The organism is Lysobacter sp. M2-1 (assembly GCF_022662495.1).
In the GTDB taxonomy this organism is placed as follows: domain Bacteria; phylum Pseudomonadota; class Gammaproteobacteria; order Xanthomonadales; family Xanthomonadaceae; genus JAKPBU01.
On record NZ_JAKPBU010000009.1, the window covers coordinates 84,288 to 105,984 of the forward strand.

Sequence of the window (21,697 nt, forward strand, 5' to 3'; positions counted from 1 at the left end):
GCCCTTCGACTCGGCGCTTCGCGCCTACGCTCAGGACCAACTAGAAAACCACCGCTCATCCTGAGCGCAGCGGGCACAGCCCGCGAAGTCGAAGGACGCTCGGGACCAACGGCATTCACTGGCGCCGAAAAAAGCATGGACCAAACCTTTATCACCCGTATCGTCGAAGCCGCGCTGCTCGCGGCCAACCAGCCGCTGACCCTGGCGCAATTGCACGGCCTGTTCCCGCTGGACGAGCCCGCACCGCAAGGCAGCGTCGAACAGGCGCTGGAAACCCTGCGCGAGCAGTCCGCCGACCGTGGCGTCGAGCTGGTCGAGGTCGCCTCCGGCTTCCGTTACCAGGTGCAGGCGGACGTGCATGCGTGGGTGGCGCGCCTGTGGAGCGAACGCCAGACCAAGTACACCCGCGCCACCCTGGAAACGCTGGCCCTGATCGCCTATCGCCAGCCGATCACGCGTGGCGAGATCGAACAGATCCGCGGCGTGGCGGTGAACAGCAACATCATCAAGGCGCTGGAAGAGCGCGAGTGGATCCGGGTCGTCGGCCACCGCGACATGCCCGGCAAGCCTGAGCTGCTCGGAACCACCCGGGCGTTTCTCGATTACTTCGGCCTCCAGCGCCTGGACCAGCTGCCGCCGCTGTCGGAACTGAAGGACTTCGGCGAACTCGAACCGCAACTGCAGTTCGACCCCGACCCGATCGTGGTCGACAACATCTCCGACCTGGGTCGCACCGACATGGCCGAAGCCGGCAGGGACGCCGAAGCGGGAGAAAGCGCCGCCGCAACGGCAGAAGACGACGCCCATGACGTATCGGCGGAAGTTCCCGTCGCCGACGAAGCCACCGCCGAACCCGAACACGACACCCTGCGCGAGGAACGCGCCGACAGCGATCCCGCGATCGCCGAGGCGGACGCCCAGTCGCAGCCCGCCATCGAAAACGACGACGAAATTCAACCTGCCCTCGCCGAAGAAGGCGACAGCACCGGAGCAAGACATGAGTGAAGAAACCAACGGCAGCCGCAAACTGTCTCTGAAGCGCAGCAATGCCGCACCAGATCCCGCCGCCGCGCCGAAGCTGGAGGAGCGCCTGCACAAGGTGCTCGCCCAGGCCGGCCTGGGCTCGCGGCGCGCGCTCGAACAGCGCATCGCCGAAGGCATGGTCAAGGTCAACGGCGAGGTCGCGCAGACCGGCATGAGCGTGCGTGGCGGCGACCGGATCGAGATCGACGGCAAGGTGTTCGTGGCCAGCGCGCTGACCGACCCGTCGCGCGTGCTGATCTACAACAAGCCCGAGGGCGAGGTCACCACCCGCGAGGACCCCGAAGGCCGCCCGACCATTTTCGAAGCCCTGCCCGCGCTCAAGGGCGCGCGCTGGATCGCCATCGGGCGCCTGGACATCAACACCACCGGCCTGCTGCTGCTCACCACCGACGGCGAACTGGCCAACGCGATGATGCATCCCTCGTTCGAGGTCGAGCGCGAATACGTTTGCCGCGTGCGCGCACCCGAAGGCGAGGACACGGTGTCGGACAAGCTCGTCGACCGCCTGCGCCGCGGCGTCGCGCTGGAAGACGGTCCGGCGAAGTTCGACGAGATCGAGCGGATCGGTGGCACTGATTCGCACGACTGGTTCCGGGTCCTGCTCAAGGAAGGCCGCAACCGCGAAGTACGCCGGCTCTGGGAATCGCAAGGCTGCCAGGTGTCGCGCCTGAAGCGGGTCCGCTACGGATCCATCACCCTGCCGCAACCGCTGTTGCGCGGGCAGTCGCAGGAGCTCTCCGACGAGAAGGTCGCCGCGCTGCGCGCCGAGCTCAAGCTCGAAGACGGTCCGCCGCCCGCGCTCACCCTGCAGCCGGTAATCGGCCAGCGCAAAGCCGCCAAGTCGACCGTACACGTCGGCAGCGACAAGCGCTCGCACGGCTACGTGGGCGGACACAACACCGCCGACGAAGGCCGCGAGCTGCGCCGCTTCGACCATGTGCGCGAGGACCGTGGACGCGGGCGCGGCGGTCCGCGCAAGCCACACGGCGGCCTGACGGTGAGCGGCGAAGCCGCCGCCAAGCAGTCGCAGAAGCCGTTCAAGCAGCGCAAGGACAAGCATTCGCGGGCGTTGCCCGAAGGCAATCCCGCGGCGTTCCGCTCCTGGTACGTGCCCGAAGGCGTCGACACAGGGCCCAGCGGCCATCGCAATCCCGATGGCCATGCCCCACGCAAGCCCTACGCCAAGAAGCCCGGCGGCGGGCGCCCTGCAGGCAATCGCCCGCCGCGTGCCGGCGGTGGATTCCAGGGCGGCGGCCGCGGCGAAGGCGGCTTCGGTGCCGACCAGCCGCGCGGTCCGCGCGGGGCCGGCCAGGGCCAGGGCCGCGCGCCCAAGCCCTACGGCCACCCCGGCAACGCACCGAGCTTCCCGTCGGACCATGCCAATCCCGGACGCTTCAATCCCTACGGCGATCGTCCCGCCAGCCCGCGTCCACCGGGCAACCGCCCGGGCGGCCCGCGTGGGCCACGTCCAGGCGCACCGCGTCCGGGGGCCCCGCGCCCGGGTGGCAACCGGCCCGGCGGCAACCGCGGGCCGCGGGGTAGCGGCAACCGTTAGGGCTCTGCGCAGCCGGACCCAGCGTTACGGCCGGGAGGTCAGGGACCGAAACCGTGGGCGCATGCGTAGGAGCGACGTCAGTCGCGGGCCCCCGGCCGGCCGGCATGCAGCGGGAAGCTCGCGGCTTACGCCGCTCCTGCAATTGACAGCCGCGATCCGTGAGATCGCTTTCGACCGCTGGATTCACAAGGCGTCTCCGCCGCGACCGGGCGCAGCTGCAGCCAGCCGGTCCAGCATCGGCTGGATCAGGTCCATCGGCAGCGGGAATACGATCGTCGAGCTCTTTTCGCCAGCGATCTCGGTGAGGGTCTGCAGGTAGCGCAGCTGGATGGCGCGCGGATCGGCGGCGAGCAGCTTGGCCGCTACAACGAGCTTTTCGGCGGCCTGCGCTTCGCCGTCGGCATGGATCACCTTGGCGCGGCGCACGCGCTCGGCCTCGGCCTGCTTGGCGATGGCGCGCACCATGGTCTCGTTGAGGTCGACATGCTTGATCTCGACATTGGCGACCTTGATCCCCCAGGCGTCGGTCTGCGCGTCGAGGATGGTGCGAATATCGTCGTTGAGCTTGTCGCGCTCGGCCAGTATCTCGTCGAGTTCGTGCTTGCCCAGCACCGAGCGCAGGGTGGTCTGGGCGAGCTGGCTGGTGGCCTCGTAGTAGTGCTCGACGTTGATGATCGCCTTCTGCGGGTCGACCACGCGGAAGTAGACGACGGCGTTGACCTTGACCGAAACGTTGTCGCGCGAGATCACGTCCTGTGTCGGCACATCCATGACGATGGTGCGCAGGTCCACGCGCACCATCTGCTGCACGATCGGGATCAGGATGATCAGGCCCGGACCTTTGACCTTCCAGAAGCGGCCCAGCTGGAACACCACGCCGCGTTCGTATTCGCGCAGGATCTTGATGGCGCTGAACACCAGGATGGCGACCAGCGCCACCAGCGGGAAATAGACGATCAGGTTCATGGATCACCTCCTTGCGGCTGCGCCGTGCGCATGCAACGGCGATCGTGCGACTCGCGGACGGACAGGGCGCAAACCAGGCGCGCCTAGTCCGGCGATGCCACCTGCAATACCAGGCCCTGTACCGCCACCACCCGCACCACCTCGCCGCGGCGCAGCGGCCTGTCGCTGCGGGCCTGCCAGATTTCGCCACGGATCAGGACCCGGCCGACACCGTCGAAATCCGCGACCACCGTCGCCAGCTGACCGCGCATGTCGCCGACGCCGCTGCTGACCGGTTGCCTTCGCGCGCGCATGGCCAGCCAGGCCAGGGCCGCGAACGCCACCGCACTGGCCAGGCCGATGCCGGCGATCAGGCGGCCGGAGACGCCGTAGCCGGGCACCTCGGTATCGAACATGATCAGGGAGCCCGCGATCAGCGCGACCACGCCGCCGATCCCGAGCACCCCAAAACTGGGCATGGCGAACTCGACCGCGATCAGGATCACTCCCAACACGATCAACGCCACCCCTGCATAGTTGACCGGCAATACCTGCAGCGCATACAGCGCGAGCAGCAGCGAAATGGCGCCGACCACGCCCGGTAGCACAGCGCCGGGGCTGTAGCCTTCCAGGATCAACCCGTACAGACCGATCAGCAGCAGCAGATAGGCGACGGTGGGCTCGGTGAGCACCGCCAGGATCCGGTTGCGCCAATCCGGTGCGTACGAGGCAACGTTGGCACCGCGGGTGGCCAGGGTGACGCGGCGGTCGCGCAGGGCGACCTCACGACCGTCGGCCTGGCGCAGCAGGTCGTCGATGTCGCTGGCGATGATTTCGACCACATCGCGAGCCAGTGCCTGGCGCGCGGTGAGCGTAGCGGCATCGCGCACCGCGGCGGCTGCAAACCGGGCATCGCGCCCGCGTAGCTCCGCCAGCGTGAGCAGGTAGGCGACGGCGTCGTTGACGGCCTTCTCCTCGCCTGCGCTGTGGCGCCGGACAGTGGTGTCGGGCCGCTGCGGGACGTCGTCCTTGGCCCCTTTCCCATCGCCCGCGGGCCCGGCCTCCGGCTGGTCGGGTTCCGGACGCCCGCCAGGGAATCCCCCGCCGCCCAGCGCCACCGGCGTGGCCGCCCCAAGCGAGGTGGCCGGCGCCATCGCTGCCAGGTGGCTGGCGTACACGATGTAGGTGCCGGCACTGGCGGCGCGCGCGCCCTCCGGCGCCACCCAGGCGATCACCGGCACCTGTGCGGCGAGGATGTCGCGATTGATGTCTCGGGTCGCGGCGTCCAGCCCGCCGGGCGTATCGATCCGCAGTACGACCGCAGCGGCCTTGTCCGCGGCTGCGCGTTCCAGGCCACGGCGCACGTAATCGCGGGTGGCCGGGCCGATGCCGCCCTTGATGTCCAGTAGCAACACGCCATCGGACATCGCTACGGGCTTCTGCGCCGCCAGCCCCCCCGCCCCCATGGCCAGGGCGGCAATCAGACACAACAAGCGCAGCGACCGTTTCATCGTGCCCCGCCTGGAACTCGAGGGCCGGTTCGCAGTTAACAACACCGGGCGTTAAGGAAAATGCAGGGCACGCGGCGCTGCAGTCCGCCTGCCCCCGAACTGTTAGTCCTCCCTCACATGGGCTTCTCGCCGCGTTATGAATCGCGGGACTAGCCTGACGCCGGGCCAACGCAAACGGAGGCACGGGCATGGGCATCCCGGCAAGACTCGCTTCCACCGTTTGCGGCGCCATCCTCGCTGCAGCCACGGCCACCTCGGCCGCCGACGGCGGCTTGGTCGAATACCCCTTCGATCCCGCCGATTTCAGCACACCGCTGACCATCGACAATCCGTACTGGCCGCTCGCGCCGGGTACGCGCGTCGTCTATTCGGAAGTGAGCGAGGACGAGTGCGTGATCAACGAGTTCCTCGTCACCGACGCCAGCAAGAGCGATTTCACCGGCGCTTATGCGGGCTTGAGCGCACGCGTGATCGCCGACCGCGAGTGGCTGGATGAAGACTGCGACGGCGGCCGCGACCTGTTGCTGGAAGACACGTTCGACTGGTATGCGCAGGACGACGCCGGCAACATCTGGTACTTCGGCGAAGACACGACCGAATTCCTCTACGACGAGGACGGCAATCCAACCGGCAGCAGCAAGGAAGGCTCATGGCAGGCTGGCCTCGATGGCGCGGTGGCCGGACTGATCATGCTGGCCGAGCCGAGCCCTGGCGCGTTCTACCAGCAGGAGTACTACGAGGATGTCGCCGAAGACATGGGCAAAGTGATCGGTGTGGATCGGCCCGTTTCGATCGGTCTCGGCGAATTCGACGGCTGCCTGGTCACCAAGGAGTGGAGCCCGCTGGAAGTTGGGGCGGTGGAGCACAAGCACTATTGCCCGCCGTTCGGCCTGGTGATGATCGAGGGAATGGGCGGCGGTCGGCGCACTTCGACGGAAGCCATCGAAATCGATCTGCCATGACCCCGGTCGCATGACCCAGACCACATGACCAATGGCGCGCGCCGTTGGTGCGCGCCATTGCCTGGGGAACCGCTGGACGCGGCGGCAGGCTCTACGAGAACGTGAACCGGTCTGCGTCGAGCATCGCTGGAAACCGCTCGCGATGCGCGGCCAGTTCGGCGGCGAGCAGCGTGGTGGTGGCCACCACCTCTTCGTCGGTGCATTCGCTGACCGGGTGGCCGAGGAAGTCGATCACCGCACTGTCGCCGGAATACTGCAGGCCGTTGCCGTCGGTGCCGACACGATTGAGGCCGGCGACGTAGCACAGATTCTCGATCGCGCGCGCGCGCAGCAGGGTCTTCCACGGGTACGCGCGGGCCGCGGGCCAGTTGGCCACGTATAGCAGCAGGTCGTAATCGAGCATCCCCGGGCGTTCCACGTCGTAGCGGTTGCGCGAGAACACCGGGAAGCGCAGGTCGTAGCAGACCAGCGGGCAGATCCGCCACCCTTTCCACTCGACGGTCAGGCGCTCGCTGCCGCCGGCGTAGCGCTCATGCTCCTTCGCATAGCGGAACAGGTGGCGCTTGTCGTAGTGCTGCAGGTTTCCATCCGGAGTGACGAACAGCAGCCGGTTGAACACGCGGTCCTTGCGCGGTCCATCGGTTTGGCGGATCTGCACGCTGCCGCAGATCGCGGCGTCCAGCCGACGGGCCTGCTCGCGCATCCACGCCACGGTGGGTCCGTCCATGGTTTCGGCCTGGGCGATGGCCTCGTTGGAAAAGCCGCTGGTGAAGGTTTCCGGCAACAGCACCAGGTCGGTGATGCCGTGCAGCGATTCGATGAGATCGCCGTAGTAATCGCGGTTGCCGGCAGGATCGTGCCAGCGGGTTTCGCCCTGGACCAGTGAGACGCGGAGGTTGTTCATGGGCAGATGATACGGGGGCGACGCCCTGTGGGAGCGCGCTTGCGCGCGATTGCTCTCGACGGGCTGGTTGAGAGGCTGATTGAGGGACTGTCCGAAAGGCATTCGCGCGCAAGCGCGCTCCCACATGGGATCTAAAGCTTTTGCAGGCGTTCGATGGCGGCGTCGAGCGTGGCTTCGTTCTTGGCGAAGCACAGCCGTGCCAGGCGCTGATCGGGGGGCGGGGTTTCGTAGAATGGCGACAAGGGAATCGCAGCGACGCCCTGCTCGGCCGTCAGCCAACGGCAGAAGGCGACATCGTCCAGGTCGCTGACCCCGGAATAATCCACCAGCTGGAAATATCCGCCCGGCACCGGCAGTGGCGCGAGCCTGGTGGTCAGCAGGTGCTCGCGAAAGCGGTCGCGCTTGGCCTGGTAGAAGGCGCCCAGTTGCTCATAGTGCTCAGGCTCGGCATCGAGCATGGCGGCGAACGCGTGCTGGGCCGGGTTGAAGGTGCAGAACACGTTGTACTGGTGCACCTTGCGGAATTCCGCACTGAGGGCCGGCGCTGCGATGCAGTAGCCGATCTTCCAGCCGGTGCAGTGGTAGGTCTTGCCGAAGCTGGAGATCACGAACGCGCGCGCGCGCAACTCCGGATAACGCAGCACCGACTCATGGCGCGCGCCGTCGAAGACGATGTGTTCGTACACCTCGTCCGACAGCAGGAAGATCTCCGTGTCGCGCAGCAGATCCGCGACCGTGCGCATGTCCGCCTCGGACAACATCGCGCCGGACGGATTGTGCGGGCTGTTGATCATCAGCATCCGCGTTTTCGAAGTGATCGCCGCGCGCACCGCAGCCCAGTCCGGTGCGAACGTGCGCGGGTCCAGCGCGACGTGCACCGCCTTGCCACCGGCCAGGTCGATCGCGGGCTCGTAGCAGTCGTAGCAGGGATCGAGCACGATGACCTCGTCGCCCGGGCGCACGACCGCGGCGATGGCGTTGAAGATCGCCTCGGTCGCGCCGCTGGTCACCGTGATCTCGCGGTCCGCGTCGGGTTCGACCCCGTAGACGCGCATGGTCTTGCGCGCGATCGCCTGGCGCAGCGCGGGCACGCCGGTCATCATCGCGTACTGGTTATGGCCCGCGCGCATCGCCTTGTCGAGCTCGTCGACCAGACGCGCCGGAACGGCGAAGTCGGGAAACCCCTGTCCCAGGTTGACCGCGCCGTGCTCGACCGCCAGCTGCGACATCACCGTGAAAATGGTGGTACCGACCTTGGGCAGCTTGGTATCGACCCGCATGGGGCTGTCCGGCATCGCATCCATCCGTCGTTGCGTTCGTCAAGAGTTTACGGTTCGGGTGCGATCGGATAAACCTGTCGGATGCATGTCCTCACACCAGCCCGCGTCGCCGAACTGCTCGATGCCTACCTGCTCGCCGACTACCGCTGGGAGCTGGACGGCGAATGGCGCTGGATCCGGATCGGCGAGCGCGCCCCGGAAGTCGAGGCCGCTTTTCCCGGCGCGCACTGCTTCGCGCTGCTTTCTGCCTGGGATCCGTACTCGGTGCCGCGCGAAAAGGCGGTCAACCGGCGCGAGGACGCCGAACTGCACCGGCTGATCGCCGAGAGCGCGTACAACAGCCGGGCGGCGTTCTCGTCGGCAACCGACCGCAGCTGGCGCGAACCCAGCTGGCTGGTGATCGACCTGCCGACCCAGGAACTCGATGCGCTGGGCCGCCGCTTCGGTCAGCTGGGCACGGTGGCATGGGACCGGGGCCGCGCGGTGCGGCTGCGCATGGATGCCGCGCCACCGCCGGGCTACGAAGCCTTTCCCTGCGTCGACTGGCTAAAATAAGCGTACAAGCCGCGTCTGACGCTTGGGACCGTCCTGTTTCGTGAAATCATCGCTGCCATCCATGGCGCCGCTTTTCCGGCTCCGGATCGTCCGGCCCGGCCATCCCTGGCCAGGCGTTCGGAGCTGCGGCCGATGCCGATAGGGCATCGGCCTAACGCAGCTCCTCACCCACTCCTCGCTGCGCGCGGCCTCATGTTCGCCCGCAACGAAACGCCGGTGTTCGGGCCGCTATCGTTCTCGGTCGACGCCGGCGAGGCGCTGCTGGTGCGCGGCGACAACGGCGCCGGCAAGACCACGGTGCTGCGGGTGCTGGCCGGGCTGCTGCAGGCCGACAGCGGCGAGGTGGAGATCGACGGCGTGATCGCCGGGCACGCCGAGCGCAGCCATCGCATCGCCTATCTTGGTCACCTGCCGGCGTTGAAGGCAGACCTGACGGTGCTGGAAAACCTGCGCTTCCTGTGCGGGCTGCACGGGCGCAGGCCCGAGCGCAGCATCGCCGCCGCGCTGGACCTGGTCGGCCTGGCCGGCTACGACGACGCGCTGGCGCGGCAACTGTCCGCCGGACAGCGCAAGCGCGCCTCGCTCGCACGCCTGTGGCTGTCGCCTGCACCGCTGTGGCTAATGGACGAGCCCTACGCGAATCTCGACCTGCAGGGCATCGAACTGGTCAACGCCCTGGTCCAGGGACACCTGGACGACGGTGGCGCTTCGCTGGTCACCACCCATGGCGCCTACGCGGCGCCGCCGGTGCGGACCCGCGAACTGCGGCTCGGTGGCGCGGCATGATGCTGGCCGCAGCCCGCGCGCTGGTGGCCCGCGACCTGCGCCTGCTGTGGCGCCGGCGCGGCGATGCCCTGCAGCCGCTGCTGTTCGCGGTGCTGGTGGTGGTGCTGTTCGCGCTGGCGCTGGGTGCCGAGCGGCAGGCCCTGGCCAAGCTCGGCCCGGCGGTGCTCTGGGTCGCGGCGCTGCTGGCGGGCCTGCTGGCGCTGGACACCCTGTTCCGTGGCGATGCCGAGGACGGCTCGCTGGAGCAATGGCTGCTGGCGCCGGTACCGCTGGCCTGGCTGGTGCTGGTGCGCACCCTGGTGCACTGGGCCACGACGGCCCTGCCGCTGGTGCTGGCCACGCCGCTGCTGGGCGAACTGCTGTACCTGCCGCATGCGCAGTTGCCGGTCCTGATGGCCTCGCTGCTGCTGGGCACGCCGTTGCTCGCGCTGCTGGGCGCAGTGATCGCCGCGCTGACCGTGGGCATGCGCCGCTCCGGTATCCTAGTGGCCCTGCTCGCCCTGCCCCTGTACGTGCCGGTGCTGGTGTTCGGCGCCGGCAGCGTCACCGCGGCTGCGCAAGGCCTGGAGTTCGCGGGAGCCCTGCTGCTGCTGGGCGCAGGCCTGGCGCTGGCGCTGGTGCTGGCGCCGCTGGCCGCCGCCGCCGCGATCCGGATTTCACTGAGCTAGGCCGCGTGAATTGAAGTTTCGATGAATCCTCTGCTCCGCTGGTTCCACCAACTCGGCTCGCCGCCGACCTTCGACCGCTTCGCCGCGCGCTGGGCGCCGTGGGCGTATGCGCTGGGTGCGGCGCTGATGGCGGTCGGCATGTACATGGCCCTGTTCGTGGTGCCCGCGGATTACCAGCAGGGCGACAGCTTCCGCATCCTGTACGTGCACGTGCCCAGCGCATGGATGAGCATGGCGATCTTCGCGCTGATGGCGCTGTACGCGGCCATCGCGCTGATCTGGCGGATCAAGCTGTGCGAGATCCTGGCGATGGCCTGCGCGCCCAGCGGTGCGGCCTTCACCCTGATCACCCTGGTCACCGGTTCGATCTGGGGCAAGCCGATGTGGGGCACTTGGTGGGACTGGGATCCGCGCCTGACCACGGAACTGGTCCTGCTGTTCCTGTACCTGGGCGTGATGGGCCTGTACGGCGCCATCGACGACCGCCGCAACGCCGCGCGCGCGGCCGGTCTGCTGGCCATCGTCGGCGTGGTGCTGCTGCCGGTGATCCGCTATTCGGTGGTGTGGTGGAACTCGCTGCACCAGGGCCAGACCATCCGCCTGCTGGGCGAATCGAGCATGGATCCGAGCATGCTCCAGCCGCTGATCTGGATGATCATCGGCACCAAGCTGTGGTTCATCGGCGCGCTGCTGCAGCGCGCGCGCGCCGACAACCTGCGGCGCGAAGCGGGCAAGGACTGGGTCGCGCAGCTCGCCGGAGCGCGCGCATGAGCTACCAGAACTATGTGATCGCCGCCTATGCGGTGTTCGTGGCGGGGATACTGTGGGACTGGCTCTCGCCGAAGCTGCAGATCCGGCAGCAGCTGCGCGCGGCGAAGCTGCGGACGGCGCGGGCCACCACTGAACTCATCAAATCCAAGGATCGTCATCCCGGCGAAAGCCGGGATCCAGTTTGATTTGTCTCGGAAGCCTGTCCTCTGTCCCAGCAAGATCAAAATGGATTCCAGCTTGCGCTGGAATGACGAGAAGAAACCCTTTCATGCACCCCACCCGTAAACGCCGCTTGCTGTTGATCCTGGCCCTGCTGCTCGCCGCCGCGGTGGCGGCGACGTTGGTCGCCTTCGCCCTGCAGCGCAACGTGGCCTATCTGTACACGCCCAACGAAGTGCTCAGCGGCAGCGCCGGCGAAGCGGTGTCGTCGGGCAAGGCCAGGTTCCGCCTCGGCGGGATGGTGCAGGCCGGTTCGCTGCAGCGCACCTCCGGTACCCTGGAAGCGCGCTTCCGCGTCGACGATGGCGATGCGACCCTGCCCGTCGTTTACACCGGCATCCTGCCCGACCTGTTCCGCGAGAAGCAGGCGGTGGTCGCGACCGGGCGCATGCAGGGCGACACCTTCGTCGCCGAGCAGGTGCTCGCCAAGCACGACGAGACCTACATGCCCAAGGAAGTGGCGGACAAGATGGGCAAGGCGCATGTGAAGCACGACGTGCAGGTGCCAAGCACCGGGACATCGCCCTGATGGCGGCAGTGGCCAGGCGCCGCCTTATGGGGGCGGGCTTGCCCGCGATTGCCGTCCCCGCATCTGCTCACGGCAGCCCGAACAAGGGCATTCGCGCGCGAGCGCGCTCCCACATGTACTGTCGGAGGCAAGCTCATGCTGCCTGAACTCGGCCAGATCGCGCTGATCCTCGCCCTGCTGGTCGGCATCCTGCAGGCCGGGCTGCCGCTGGCCGGCGCGCAGCGCGGTGTCGAGGCCTGGATGCGCGTCGCGCGCCCGGCCGCGTATGCGCAGCTGGTGCTGGTGGCGCTCGCCTTCGGCCTGCTCACCGCGGGTTTCGTCGCGCGCGATTTCTCGCTGCGCTACGTCGCCGAGAATTCCAACTCGCTGCTGCCGGTGGTCTACCGATACACCGCAGTGTGGGGCGCGCACGAAGGTTCGCTGCTGCTATGGACGCTGATCCTGGCGCTATGGACCGCCGCGGTCGCCCGCTTCTCGCGTGCGTTGCCGATGCGCGTGAGCGCGCGCGTACTCGGCGTGATGGGCGTGGTCGGCGTGGGCTTCCTGGCCTTCCTGATCTTCACCAGCAATCCGTTCGAGCGCCTGCTCCCGGCCGCGGCCGAAGGGCGCGACCTCAATCCGCTGCTGCAGGATCCGGGGATGATCATTCATCCGCCGATGCTGTACCTGGGCTACGTGGGCTTCTCGGTGCCGTTCGCGTTCGCGATCGCGGCGCTGCTGGATGCTGCAGCGCTGCGGCAGGGCCAGGGCGAACGCGAGTGGCGCGACTGGCTGCGCTGGACCCGGCCGTGGACCAATGTCGCCTGGGGTTTTCTTACCCTCGGTATCGCGCTCGGCTCGTGGTGGGCCTATTACGAGCTGGGCTGGGGCGGCTGGTGGTTCTGGGATCCGGTCGAGAACGCCAGCTTCATGCCCTGGTTGGCCGGCACGGCGCTGCTGCATTCGCAAGCGGTCACCGAGAAGCGCGGCAGCTTCGCCGGCTGGACCCTGCTGCTGGCGATCGCTGCGTTCTCGCTGTCCCTGCTCGGCACCTTCCTGGTGCGCTCGGGCGTGCTGACCAGCGTGCACGCCTTCGCCGCGGATCCGACCCGCGGATTGTTCGTGCTGATCTTCCTCGGCATCGTGATCGGCGGCTCGCTGCTGCTGTACGCGCTGCGCAGCCCTGACGGCGGCGACGGCAAGCCATTCGCACCCGCATCGCGCGAGACCCTGCTGCTGCTCAACAACCTGCTGCTCACCGCCGCCTGCGCAATGGTGCTGCTCGGCACGCTCTATCCGATGCTGGCCGACGCGCTGGAACTGGGCAAGATTTCGGTCGGGCCACCGTATTTCGCACTGCTGTTCACCGTGCTGATGGCGCCGATGGTGCTGTTGCTACCGTTCGGTCCGCTGACCCGCTGGCAGCGCGACGAGATGGCCAAGCCGCTGCGCCTGCTGGTGCCGTGGCTGGGCCTGGCGGTGGGGGTCGGCATCGCGGCTTTCTTCCTGGCGCCGCAGGGCAAATGGAAAACCGCTGCAGGCCTGGCCGGTGCGACCTGGATCGCGGCGGGTACGCTGCGCTTCGTCTGGGCCCGCGTGCGCGGCAACGGCTCGCGCTTCACCGCCGAAATGCTTGGCATGACGCTGGCGCACCTGGGCGTTGCCGTGTTCCTGATCGGCGCGCTGCTGGTGGAAGGCCTGAGCGCACAGCGCGAATTGGCGGTAATGCCAGGCCAGTCGGTGCAGCTGGGCGGCTACGACTTCCGCTTCGACGGCGTGCAACAGCGCGTCGGCCCCAACTTCACGGCCGACTACGGCAGCGTGCAGGTCATGCGCGGCACCGCCAGCATCGATACCCTGCATCCGGAAAAGCGCAGCTATGCCGCCGGTGGACAGGTGATGACCGAGGCCGCGCTGCAGCCCGGATTCACCCGCGACCTGTACGTCGCGCTGGGCGAGCCGCTCGGCGGGGGCGCGTGGGCGCTGCGCGTGCACGTCAAGCCGTTCGTGCGCTGGATCTGGCTCGGCGCGATCCTGATGGCCCTCGGCGGCTTCGTGACCGCCACCGACCGGCGCTTTCGCATGCAAAACCTTGTGCGCGAACCTGCCGATCCGTATGCGCGTGATCCTGCCACCGCATGGGAACCCTCAATCGGCGTCATGATCGCTCGCGACCACCAACGGCCTGATGATTCATTCGGAGACGGAGACCCATGAAGACCTCCCGTTGGCTTCCACTTCTCGTTTTCGCCGCGCTCGCTGTATTGCTCGCCGCAGGTGTGTGGATGAGCCGCCGCGCAGACCGCGATGCCCTGCCCTCGCCGCTGATCGGCAAGCCGGCGCCGGACTTCGCGCTGCCCTCGCTGCACGAGCCCGAGCGCATCGTGACCCTGAAGGACCTGCGCGGCGCGCCGTTCCTGCTCAACGTCTGGGGCAGCTGGTGTGCGGCGTGCCGGATCGAGCATCCGGTGCTGACGCGGTTCGCCGAGCGCAAGCGCGTGCGCGTGGTCGGCTACAACTGGAAGGACGAACGCGCCGATGCCCTGCGCTGGCTCGAACAGTTCGGCAATCCCTTCTGGCTGGTGGTGACCGATGTCGAAGGCGGCAACGCGATCGACTGGGGCATCTACGGCGCGCCGGAAACCTTCCTGGTCGATGCCAATGGCGTGATCCGCTGGAAGCACGTCGGGCCGATCAGCGACGAGGTCGTGCGCAAGGAAATCATGCCCATGCTGCAGCAGATCGAAGGCTCGCGCAGGTGAAGCGCCTGCCCTGGCATCGCATCGCGGCATTGGCGCCACTGCTGCTGGCGTCGCTGCTGATCGCATTGCCGGCGCCGGCCCAGGTGCGGTCCGATCCCGCGCCGCTGCAATTCCAGGACCCCGCGGAAGAAGCCCGCTTCCACGCGCTCGCAGCCGAGCTGCGCTGCGTGATGTGCCAGAACCAGTCGCTGGCCGATTCCAACGCCCAGATCGCCTACGATCTGCGCGCCGAAGTGCTGCAGCTGATGCGCGAAGGCCGCACCGATGCGCAGATCAAGCAATTCCTGGTGCAGCGCTACGGCGAGTTCGTGCTCTACCGTCCGCAGGTCGAGTCCGGCACCTGGCTGCTGTGGTTCGGCCCGGCGCTGCTGGTGCTGGTGGGCGGCGTGGTCGTCGCGCGCATCGTGCGCCGACGCGCACGCACGCCCGTGGCCGCCGACGATTCGCAAGAGTGGTGATGGCCGTCTTCGTCGCCCTCGCCGCGCTCTTGGTCCTGGCCACGTTCGCCTGGGTGCTGCATCCGCTGTGGCGCCAGCGCCCCCTGCCGGCGTTAGCAGCGATAGCAGCGCTGGCCATCGCCACCGGCCTGCTTTATCGGCTGGTCGGCACGCCCGCCGCGCTGGATCCGGCGCAGCGCGAAATGCCCAAAACGATGGACGAAGCCATCACCCGCCTGGAAGCCGAACTGCAGCGCGACCCCAACCAGGTCGACGGCCTGCGCCTGCTGGCCCGCGCCTACCTGCAGCAGGAACAACCGGCCAAGGCGCGCGATACCTACGCGCGCGCCGTGAAGCTGGCGCCGGACGACGCTGATCTCCTCACCGAAGCCGCCGAAGCCTCCGCCCTGGCCGATGCCGACCGTCGCTTCGACGACGGAGCCGTCGCCATGCTCCGCAACGCGCTGCGCGTGCAGCCGATGCACCAGCGCGCCCGCTGGTTCCTGGGCGTCGCCCTGCGCCAGCGCGGCGAGCACGCGCAGGCCGCCAGCACCTGGGAACCGCTGCTCGCCAGCGTCGACCCGAAAGCCGCCGCCGCCCTGCGCCCGCAAATCGAGGCAGCGCGCAAGGACGCGGGACTTCCGCCCCTGCCCGCGCAGGCGCCGGCGCCGGCGCCCGCCGGCGCGCTGAGCGTGTCGCTGAAGATCGACCCGAGTCTGTCCGCGCGCATGCCCAACGCCAGCGTCTTCATCATCGCCCGCGTCCCGGGCGGCCCGCCCATGCCGGTCGCGGCCGAGAAACATGCGCTGCGCGATGTGCCGGCCACGATCACCCTGGACGACAGCGACAGCCCCATGCCCACGCAGAAGCTGTCGGCATTGAAGGAAGTCGAGGTGTTCGCGCGGCTGTCGGCCAGCGGCGACGCCACGCGCCAGCAAGGCGATCTCGAATCGAAACCCGTGCGCGTCGCCCTGCCAGCGAGTCAGGCCGTCGAACTCGTACTGGGCCAGCCCTGACTCATCCGCACTTGTGGGAGCGGCTTTGTGGGAGCGGCTTTGTGGGAGCGGCTTCAGCCGCGATCTGCCAATCCCCGCCGCCTCGCTAAACTCCCCCGCATGACTGAATTCATCCCGCCCGGCACGCGCTTCCTCGACCTGCCCTCTCCGTTCCCGATGAAGCGCGGCGGCGCGCTGCACGGCGCGCGTATCGCCTACGAGACCTGGGGCGAACCCAACGCAGCGCGCGACAACGCGGTGCTGATCGTCACCGGCCTGTCGCCGGACGCGCATGCCGCCTCGAACGCGGGCAATGCCGACCCCGGCTGGTGGGAATCCATGATCGGCCCCGGCAAGCCGATCGACACCGGGCGCTGGTACGTGATCTGCGTGAACTCGCTCGGCAGCTGCAAGGGCTCCACCGGCCCGGCATCGATCAACCCGGACACGGGCGACACCTACCGCCTCGATTTCCCCGAGCTTTCGGTCGAGGACGGCGCCGACGCCGCGCACCATGTCGCCCGCGCGCTGGGGATCGAACGCCTCGCCTGCCTGATCGGCAATTCCATGGGCGGCATGACCGCCCTGTCCTACCTGTCGCGGCATCCGGGGTCGGCACGCACCCACATCAACATCTCGGGCGCGGCGCGCGCGTTGCCGTTTTCGATCGCGATCCGCTCGCTGCAGCGCGAGGCGATCCGGCTCGACCCCAAGTGGAACGAAGGCCGTTACGACGAGACCAGCTATCCCGAATCGGGCATGCGCATGGCCCGCAAGCTCGGCGTCATCACCTACCGCTCGGCGCTGGAATGGGACGGCCGCTTCGGCCGCGTGCGGCTGGAGTCCGACCGCCGCGACGACGAGGATCCGTTCGGGCTCGAATTCGAGGTCGAGAGCTACCTGGAAGGCCATGCGCGCCGCTTCGTCCGCCGCTTCGACCCCAACTGCTATCTCTACCTCAGCCGATCGATGGACTGGTTCGACCTGGGCGAAGGCCACGACGGCGACGTGATGAGCGGCCTGGCCGCGATCCGAGTCGACAAGGCCTTGGCCATCGGCGTGCGCACCGACATCCTGTTCCCGCTGCAGCAGCAGCAGGAGATCGCCGACGGCCTGCGCGCGGGCGGCTGCGACGCCGCCTTCCTGCCGCTGCCCTCGCCGCAGGGCCACGACGCCTTCCTGGTCGACATCGAGCGCTTCGGCCCGGCGGTCCGTGGCTTCCTCGACAGCCTGTAGGTCGGGCCTACGCCCCCGACGCACGCGCGGGCGTCCACCCACGACGCCGGCCACGTAGGGCCGGCCTACCGTTCCGCCGGCCAGACGCTGCCCCTCTCCGGGTACCCAGCGGCGAAGCGTTAGAATCCGCCCCATGAACGCCGAAGCCTGCTGTCCCGACGTCGATTTCCCCGGCCACGACAAGCTGGTCGCCGCCATCGACGCGGCCGTCGCCAGCGGCGACGAACACGCGGTCACCGCGGCCCTGCGCAACGCCCTGTGCCGCATGATCCGCGACCGCGACGTGCGCCTGCCCGCCTGCGTGCACGAGCCGATCGCCGACCATTACGCGCGGCGCGAGATCTACCGCAGCGCCAAGCACGGCTACAGCGTGGTCGCGATGACGTGGGGCCCCGGCCAGGGCACGCCGGTGCACGACCATTCCGGCCTGTGGTGCGTGGAAGGCGTGTGGGACGGCGAGCTGGAGATCGTGCAGTACGAACTGCTCGAACACGACGGCGAACGCTACCGCTTCCGCGCCGCGGGCGGCATGCACGCCGGTCCCGGCAGCGCCGGCAGCCTGATCCCGCCGCACGAATATCACACCATCGCCAACGCCAGCCCCGACCGGGTGGCGATCTCGCTGCACATCTACAAGGCGCCAATGGAATGCTGCGCCAAGTTCGTTCCGCAGCCGAGCGACCGGTCCGGCGAATGGTTCGTGCGCCAGGACGCGACGCTGGTGACCGACGAGGCCGCGTAATTCGGTTTTCGGTTTCCTTCTCCCGCGTGCGGGAGAAGAGCCTGCCCCGGACCTGATCCGGGGTGCCCAAGGCGGATGAGGGCGCACTTTCCCAAAGGATCCACATGCTCAAGGACTTCATCCTCGCCTCCCTCCACCACCTGCTCGCCTTCGGCCTGGTGGCGATGCTGGTCACCCAGTCGGTCCTGCTCAGCCGCAGCGTCGACGGCGCCGCGCTCAAGCGCCTGGCTGGCGTGGACCGCGGCTACGGCATGGTGGCCACCCTGCTGCTGGTGGTCGGCCTGATGCGCGTGTTCCAGGGCATCAAGGGCGAAGACTTCTACCTACACAACCCCTGGTTCCACGCCAAGCTCGGCGCCTTCGTGCTCGCCGCGCTGCTGTCGGTCCTGCCGACACTGCGCTTCCTGCGCTGGCGCAAGGCGCTGAAGGCCGATTCGGGCTACCTGCCCCCGGCCACCGAAGTCGCCGCCCTGCGCCGCATCGTGCGCATCGAACTGCTGCTGATCGCCGTGATCCTGGTCGCCGCCGCCGGCATGGCCCGCTACGGCGGCCTGCACCTTTGAACCCGCTCGTCCCCGGATCGAGTCCGGGGCAGGCTCTGAGCGTAGCGCTGAAGGCGCAAATCCAACCCCGCTCGTCCTGAGCGTAGCGCCAACGGCGCGAAGTCGAAGGATCGTCCTAAGCGTAGCGCCGCAGGTGCGAAGTCGAAGGACCAGAACCCGAATCCCAAGCACGCCCGGCTATAATCCCCGCCCGCGCCGGAGTGGCGGAATCGGTAGACGCAGCGGACTCAAAATCCGCCGCCCTTAAAAGCGTGTGGGTTCGAGTCCCACCTCCGGCACCAGCGGCACCGCACACCAATTTACCCCTAGATAATCAATGCGTTACCGCATAGACGGGACCCCGCCGGCCTACCGATTGGGGAACCAAATTGGGGAACCAGCATCGCCGGCTGCAGAGTCAAGAAGTCCCGCTAGTGCAGGGCTCGATCTTGCTCACGTTTGGTCGCATCGGGCTGCCGTTAGTTGCATTCTTGCGGACGTATGGCGAATCAATCGGAGCGTTCGCGTGCACCGATGCGATGCCGCCCAGAGCGCCCGCACTTGAGGTGTGGCGCTCGCTGTTGAGGATGGTTTCTCCGTTACCCGCTTTCAGAACGAAGCGGGATTGGGTGCCGGATTTACTAAGGACATAGCGTGCAGCCATTTGAAGTTGCTCCTTGGGAAAGGTCATAGCAGGCCGTCCCCGGGCAACGTTCGTAGAAGAGTGAACCGCCCATCGAATCGCAATTGCAAATGCGATCCTCTAGAGAGCATGCAAGCGAAAAATAAGCCGCCCCCCCGAAGGGGTCTCTAGGTTCGCAGCCAATCGATACCATCCGCGTCGTCGCCCTCTCGCTACTTCGGCTCAAGAGGCGCGCGCTCACGTGCATTCCTATCGCGTTCCCATTGATGCCACCGCAGCCACCCGCGCCGCGCGTTCGGGGGAGTGACGTGGTTATTGACAACCGGCAGGGCCAAATCCGGGACAAGGATTGTCACGGCAAAGACCCCAACCTGCGCAGCGCTGATCCCAACCAAGCCACCCTCGGGCTATGCTTTGTCTAGGGCAAATCTGAGGGGGATCTGAAATGGCAAAAAAACCGTCGCGGCCCAGCAAGTCACAACCGACCAAGCCGAGTTCACCACCCAAACCCCACAACACTCCGTCACCCGGACAAAAGGGTGGCAATCGTGGCGGCGATACCGGCCCGAGGCGTCCTGGCAAATGAGTGCCGCTGTACAGCCCGATGTCTGCAATCCAGAGCCCTCTACAAAGGGGAAGAAGCTCTCTGAAGTCGACAAAACGAAGAATGACGCATATGGCAGGGCGAGCGATGTTGGACGCCAATTGGCTTATGCAGGGATAGCCACAGTCTGGCTGCTACGCGATGACGCTGCAGCGCGACCGCTTAGCAACATTCTTTTGCTTGCTCTCGTCTTTCTTTCAGCCGCGCTCATCGTGGACCTAATGCAGTACGTGCACTGCAGCCGGATATGGAAAAAATTCTACAACGAACAGTTCGACATTCATGGGTCGGACGAGGCACTTGTCGATATTCCGAAGTCGCTCACCGCTTCGATGTACAACTTCTTCTGGGCCAAGATTTGGCTACTTGGCCCGGGCTACGTCTTCCTGCTCGCTGGCGCGATCGTGAAACTGCGGATCTTCTAGGGCGCTGAACCGAGAATCGGAATTTTCTTAGTCCGCTTCGCGCCATTGGCTGACTATGGCCACAGGGGCCAGACGGCCACCTATACCAAACGGCAACGTCTGAGCCCTGTCACCTAGGAAGGCAGGGAATCCGGCGAGACGGGCCCCGCAGGGATGCATGGCTGCCGGCGTTTAACACGCCACCAGATTGCTAAGATGAACCGTTTATGAACGTGATTCTTGTCGCTCTTGTGGCGCAACCGCGCTCGTGATCAAATTAAACCTGAGAGGTTGAATTAGACAACCCCTCTGGCAGCACAAAGAAACCCAAAGAGACGAAAAGACCTAACACGACTAACACGACTAACACGACTAACACGACTAACACGACTAACACGACTAACACGACTAACACGACATGCAGCCATGAAAACCAATGAGGGTTTGACCACGTTCGGCAAAACCCTACGGAAGATTCGCATCGACCACGACCTAACTCTCGGAAAGTTGGCAGACCAAGTAGGAGTAAGTGCGGCATTTGTCTCCGCACTGGAAAGAGGAAAACCCGTTCCACCCGACTTCGTTGAGAAGGTAGGGCGACAGATGCACCTAGGGGCCACAGATATTTCAGCGCTGCACGATGCTGCGGCGCTTCAACAAAAGGAGGTGAAATTGTCCATGACAGATCGATCAGACCAAGCCAGGATGGCCGCCGTAGCTTTTGCTAGGCGCTTCGAGACGATGAGCGATAAGGAGCTGGCTGACCTCCTCAACGCAATCAACAGTCGGTGACAGAAAGATGAGCGGGTTGTGCTTTGAAGTACCTCCAACGAGCAGGACGAAAATCGAGGCGTTTGCAGTCTCGATCCGCGAGCATTTCAGAGTTACAGACCCGTTCTTCCCACTGTTGGATGTTGTCGAACTCTGGCTGCCCAGAGTGTGGCCAGAGTTCGTTTTCTCACTGGGCGAGCGGTATGAGATGGGAGAGGACCATGGACGGACGTTTCCGGGTCAACATCACATCCAACTTCGGGAAGATGTCTACGAAAACATTCGGCAGCACAGAGGTCGAGACCGATTCACCCTCGCACATGAACTCGGCCACCTGTTTATGCACGACGACCCTGCACTAACACGCAACATCCGGCGACGCGAAGAAATCCCAGCCTTCAGGAGCTCGGAGTGGCAAGCCAACTCATTCGCAGGCTCGCTTCTAATGCCGTTGAGTTTTCTTATGGCGGCCCGATCGGTATTTGATGTAGCAGACCAGTGCGGAGTAACAGTAGACGCGGCACGGGTACAGGTTAACGCGATGCGTAACGCGCGACTGCTGAGTAACCCAAACCTTGACTAACAACCAAAAAGAAAAGCGGATCCCAAGGGATCCGCCTTCGAAATTCAGTGGGACCGTGGCCACCACTGGAGCTTGCAGGTGTAACGGGCTTACCCGGGGACTCTATAACACCGGGCATACACCGTGCAAGTACCCAATCGGGCTTCAAAGGAGGTGTTATGCCTAGTGAGCAACGTAAAGCCAGCCCCTAAAGGGTTCCGCTGGGTGTTCTGTCGCTACCGTCGGGTGAGGAACTCGACCAAGGTGCTCGACGCCCACGACTACGGACGC

General features: G+C 66.7%; 22 protein-coding genes, 1 tRNA gene and 1 pseudogene. 19 read left to right on the forward strand and 5 right to left on the reverse strand.

What is annotated here, in order from left to right; translation table 11 throughout:
* The first annotated feature begins 135 nt into the window (after positions 1-135).
* Entirely contained in the window at positions 136-1,005 is an 870-nt protein-coding gene (gene scpB, locus MC375_RS14575; RefSeq protein ID WP_343223519.1) for an SMC-Scp complex subunit ScpB, read from the forward strand.
* On the forward strand, positions 998-2,599 hold the full coding sequence (locus MC375_RS14580) for a pseudouridine synthase (protein ID WP_242104129.1): 1,602 nt from the start codon (positions 998-1,000) through the stop codon (positions 2,597-2,599). The genes scpB and MC375_RS14580 overlap by 8 nt, the downstream gene beginning before the upstream one ends.
* A gap of 183 nt (positions 2,600-2,782) precedes the next feature.
* On the opposite strand, the gene MC375_RS14585 is transcribed toward MC375_RS14580, so the two are convergent.
* On the reverse strand, positions 2,783-3,565 hold the full coding sequence (locus MC375_RS14585; protein WP_242104130.1) for a slipin family protein: 783 nt from the start codon (positions 3,563-3,565) through the stop codon (positions 2,783-2,785).
* 83 nt (positions 3,566-3,648) lie between these two features.
* Positions 3,649-5,055: a nodulation protein NfeD gene (locus MC375_RS14590; protein WP_242104131.1), complete on the reverse strand. Its 1,407-nt coding sequence runs from the start codon at positions 5,053-5,055 to the stop codon at positions 3,649-3,651.
* Between the two features lie 188 nt (positions 5,056-5,243).
* Here MC375_RS14590 and MC375_RS14595 point away from each other — a divergent pair, with 188 nt between their 5' ends.
* On the forward strand, positions 5,244-6,017 hold the full coding sequence (locus MC375_RS14595; RefSeq protein WP_242104132.1) for a hypothetical protein: 774 nt from the start codon (positions 5,244-5,246) through the stop codon (positions 6,015-6,017).
* A gap of 91 nt (positions 6,018-6,108) precedes the next feature.
* On the opposite strand, the gene MC375_RS14600 is transcribed toward MC375_RS14595, so the two are convergent.
* Entirely contained in the window at positions 6,109-6,921 is an 813-nt protein-coding gene (locus MC375_RS14600) for an amidohydrolase (RefSeq protein WP_242104133.1), read from the reverse strand.
* 131 nt (positions 6,922-7,052) lie between these two features.
* The gene (locus tag MC375_RS14605; protein ID WP_242104201.1) at positions 7,053-8,201 is read right to left on the reverse strand and encodes a pyridoxal phosphate-dependent aminotransferase; all 1,149 of its coding nucleotides are present in this window, start codon (positions 8,199-8,201) and stop codon (positions 7,053-7,055) included.
* An 81-nt stretch (positions 8,202-8,282) separates the two neighbouring features.
* On the opposite strand from MC375_RS14605, the gene MC375_RS14610 reads away from it, so the two are divergent.
* The 14 genes and pseudogenes from MC375_RS14610 to MC375_RS14675 all read left to right on the forward strand — a co-directional run bounded on the left by MC375_RS14610 (position 8,283) and on the right by MC375_RS14675 (position 18,724).
* A complete protein-coding gene (locus MC375_RS14610) occupies positions 8,283-8,756 on the forward strand; it encodes a DUF3293 domain-containing protein (protein WP_242104134.1) in 474 nt (157 codons plus the stop codon).
* Between the two features lie 132 nt (positions 8,757-8,888).
* A complete protein-coding gene (ccmA, locus tag MC375_RS14615; protein WP_242104135.1) occupies positions 8,889-9,542 on the forward strand; it encodes a heme ABC exporter ATP-binding protein CcmA in 654 nt (217 codons plus the stop codon).
* Complete coding sequence (gene ccmB, locus MC375_RS14620) at positions 9,539-10,210, forward strand: heme exporter protein CcmB (protein WP_242104136.1); 672 nt, start codon at positions 9,539-9,541, stop codon at positions 10,208-10,210. Before ccmA ends, ccmB begins: the two co-directional genes overlap by 4 nt.
* A gap of 21 nt (positions 10,211-10,231) precedes the next feature.
* On the forward strand, positions 10,232-10,981 hold the full coding sequence (locus MC375_RS14625; RefSeq protein WP_242104137.1) for a heme ABC transporter permease: 750 nt from the start codon (positions 10,232-10,234) through the stop codon (positions 10,979-10,981).
* Positions 10,978-11,166: a heme exporter protein CcmD gene (locus MC375_RS14630; RefSeq protein WP_242104138.1), complete on the forward strand. Its 189-nt coding sequence runs from the start codon at positions 10,978-10,980 to the stop codon at positions 11,164-11,166. Before MC375_RS14625 ends, MC375_RS14630 begins: the two co-directional genes overlap by 4 nt.
* An 83-nt stretch (positions 11,167-11,249) precedes the next feature.
* A complete protein-coding gene (gene ccmE, locus MC375_RS14635; RefSeq protein ID WP_242104139.1) occupies positions 11,250-11,729 on the forward strand; it encodes a cytochrome c maturation protein CcmE in 480 nt (159 codons plus the stop codon).
* A 135-nt stretch (positions 11,730-11,864) separates the two neighbouring features.
* Positions 11,865-13,790: pseudogene (locus MC375_RS14640) on the forward strand (heme lyase CcmF/NrfE family subunit); the annotation flags it as partial.
* Positions 13,791-13,921: 131 nt separating this feature from the next.
* Positions 13,922-14,470, forward strand: coding sequence for a DsbE family thiol:disulfide interchange protein (locus tag MC375_RS14645; RefSeq protein WP_277929511.1), 549 nt, complete (start codon positions 13,922-13,924; stop codon positions 14,468-14,470).
* A 38-nt stretch (positions 14,471-14,508) separates the two neighbouring features.
* Positions 14,509-14,928, forward strand: coding sequence for a cytochrome c-type biogenesis protein (locus MC375_RS14650; RefSeq protein WP_242104202.1), 420 nt, complete (start codon positions 14,509-14,511; stop codon positions 14,926-14,928).
* Entirely contained in the window at positions 14,928-15,923 is a 996-nt protein-coding gene (locus MC375_RS14655) for a tetratricopeptide repeat protein (RefSeq protein ID WP_242104141.1), read from the forward strand. The genes MC375_RS14650 and MC375_RS14655 overlap by 1 nt, the downstream gene beginning before the upstream one ends.
* Before the next feature lie 99 nt (positions 15,924-16,022).
* Positions 16,023-17,138, forward strand: a complete 1,116-nt coding sequence (locus tag MC375_RS14660; protein ID WP_242104142.1) for a homoserine O-acetyltransferase — start codon at positions 16,023-16,025, stop codon at positions 17,136-17,138.
* Between the two features lie 133 nt (positions 17,139-17,271).
* Positions 17,272-17,880 (forward strand): cysteine dioxygenase family protein, encoded by a 609-nt coding sequence (locus tag MC375_RS14665; protein WP_242104143.1) that lies wholly within the window; start codon positions 17,272-17,274, stop codon positions 17,878-17,880.
* Positions 17,881-17,984: 104 nt separating this feature from the next.
* Complete coding sequence (locus tag MC375_RS14670; protein WP_242104144.1) at positions 17,985-18,443, forward strand: DUF2214 family protein; 459 nt, start codon at positions 17,985-17,987, stop codon at positions 18,441-18,443.
* A gap of 194 nt (positions 18,444-18,637) precedes the next feature.
* Positions 18,638-18,724: transfer RNA gene (locus MC375_RS14675), tRNA-Leu, on the forward strand.
* A 116-nt stretch (positions 18,725-18,840) separates the two neighbouring features.
* Here the strand turns inward: MC375_RS14675 and MC375_RS14680 are convergent.
* The gene (locus MC375_RS14680; protein ID WP_242104145.1) at positions 18,841-19,086 is read right to left on the reverse strand and encodes a DUF1508 domain-containing protein; all 246 of its coding nucleotides are present in this window, start codon (positions 19,084-19,086) and stop codon (positions 18,841-18,843) included.
* 561 nt (positions 19,087-19,647) lie between these two features.
* Between MC375_RS14680 and MC375_RS14685 the strand changes: the two genes are divergently transcribed.
* Positions 19,648-20,094: a hypothetical protein gene (locus MC375_RS14685; protein WP_242104146.1), complete on the forward strand. Its 447-nt coding sequence runs from the start codon at positions 19,648-19,650 to the stop codon at positions 20,092-20,094.
* 405 nt (positions 20,095-20,499) lie between these two features.
* The gene (locus MC375_RS14690) at positions 20,500-20,865 is read left to right on the forward strand and encodes a helix-turn-helix transcriptional regulator (protein WP_242104147.1); all 366 of its coding nucleotides are present in this window, start codon (positions 20,500-20,502) and stop codon (positions 20,863-20,865) included.
* The last annotated feature ends 832 nt before the right edge of the window (positions 20,866-21,697 follow it).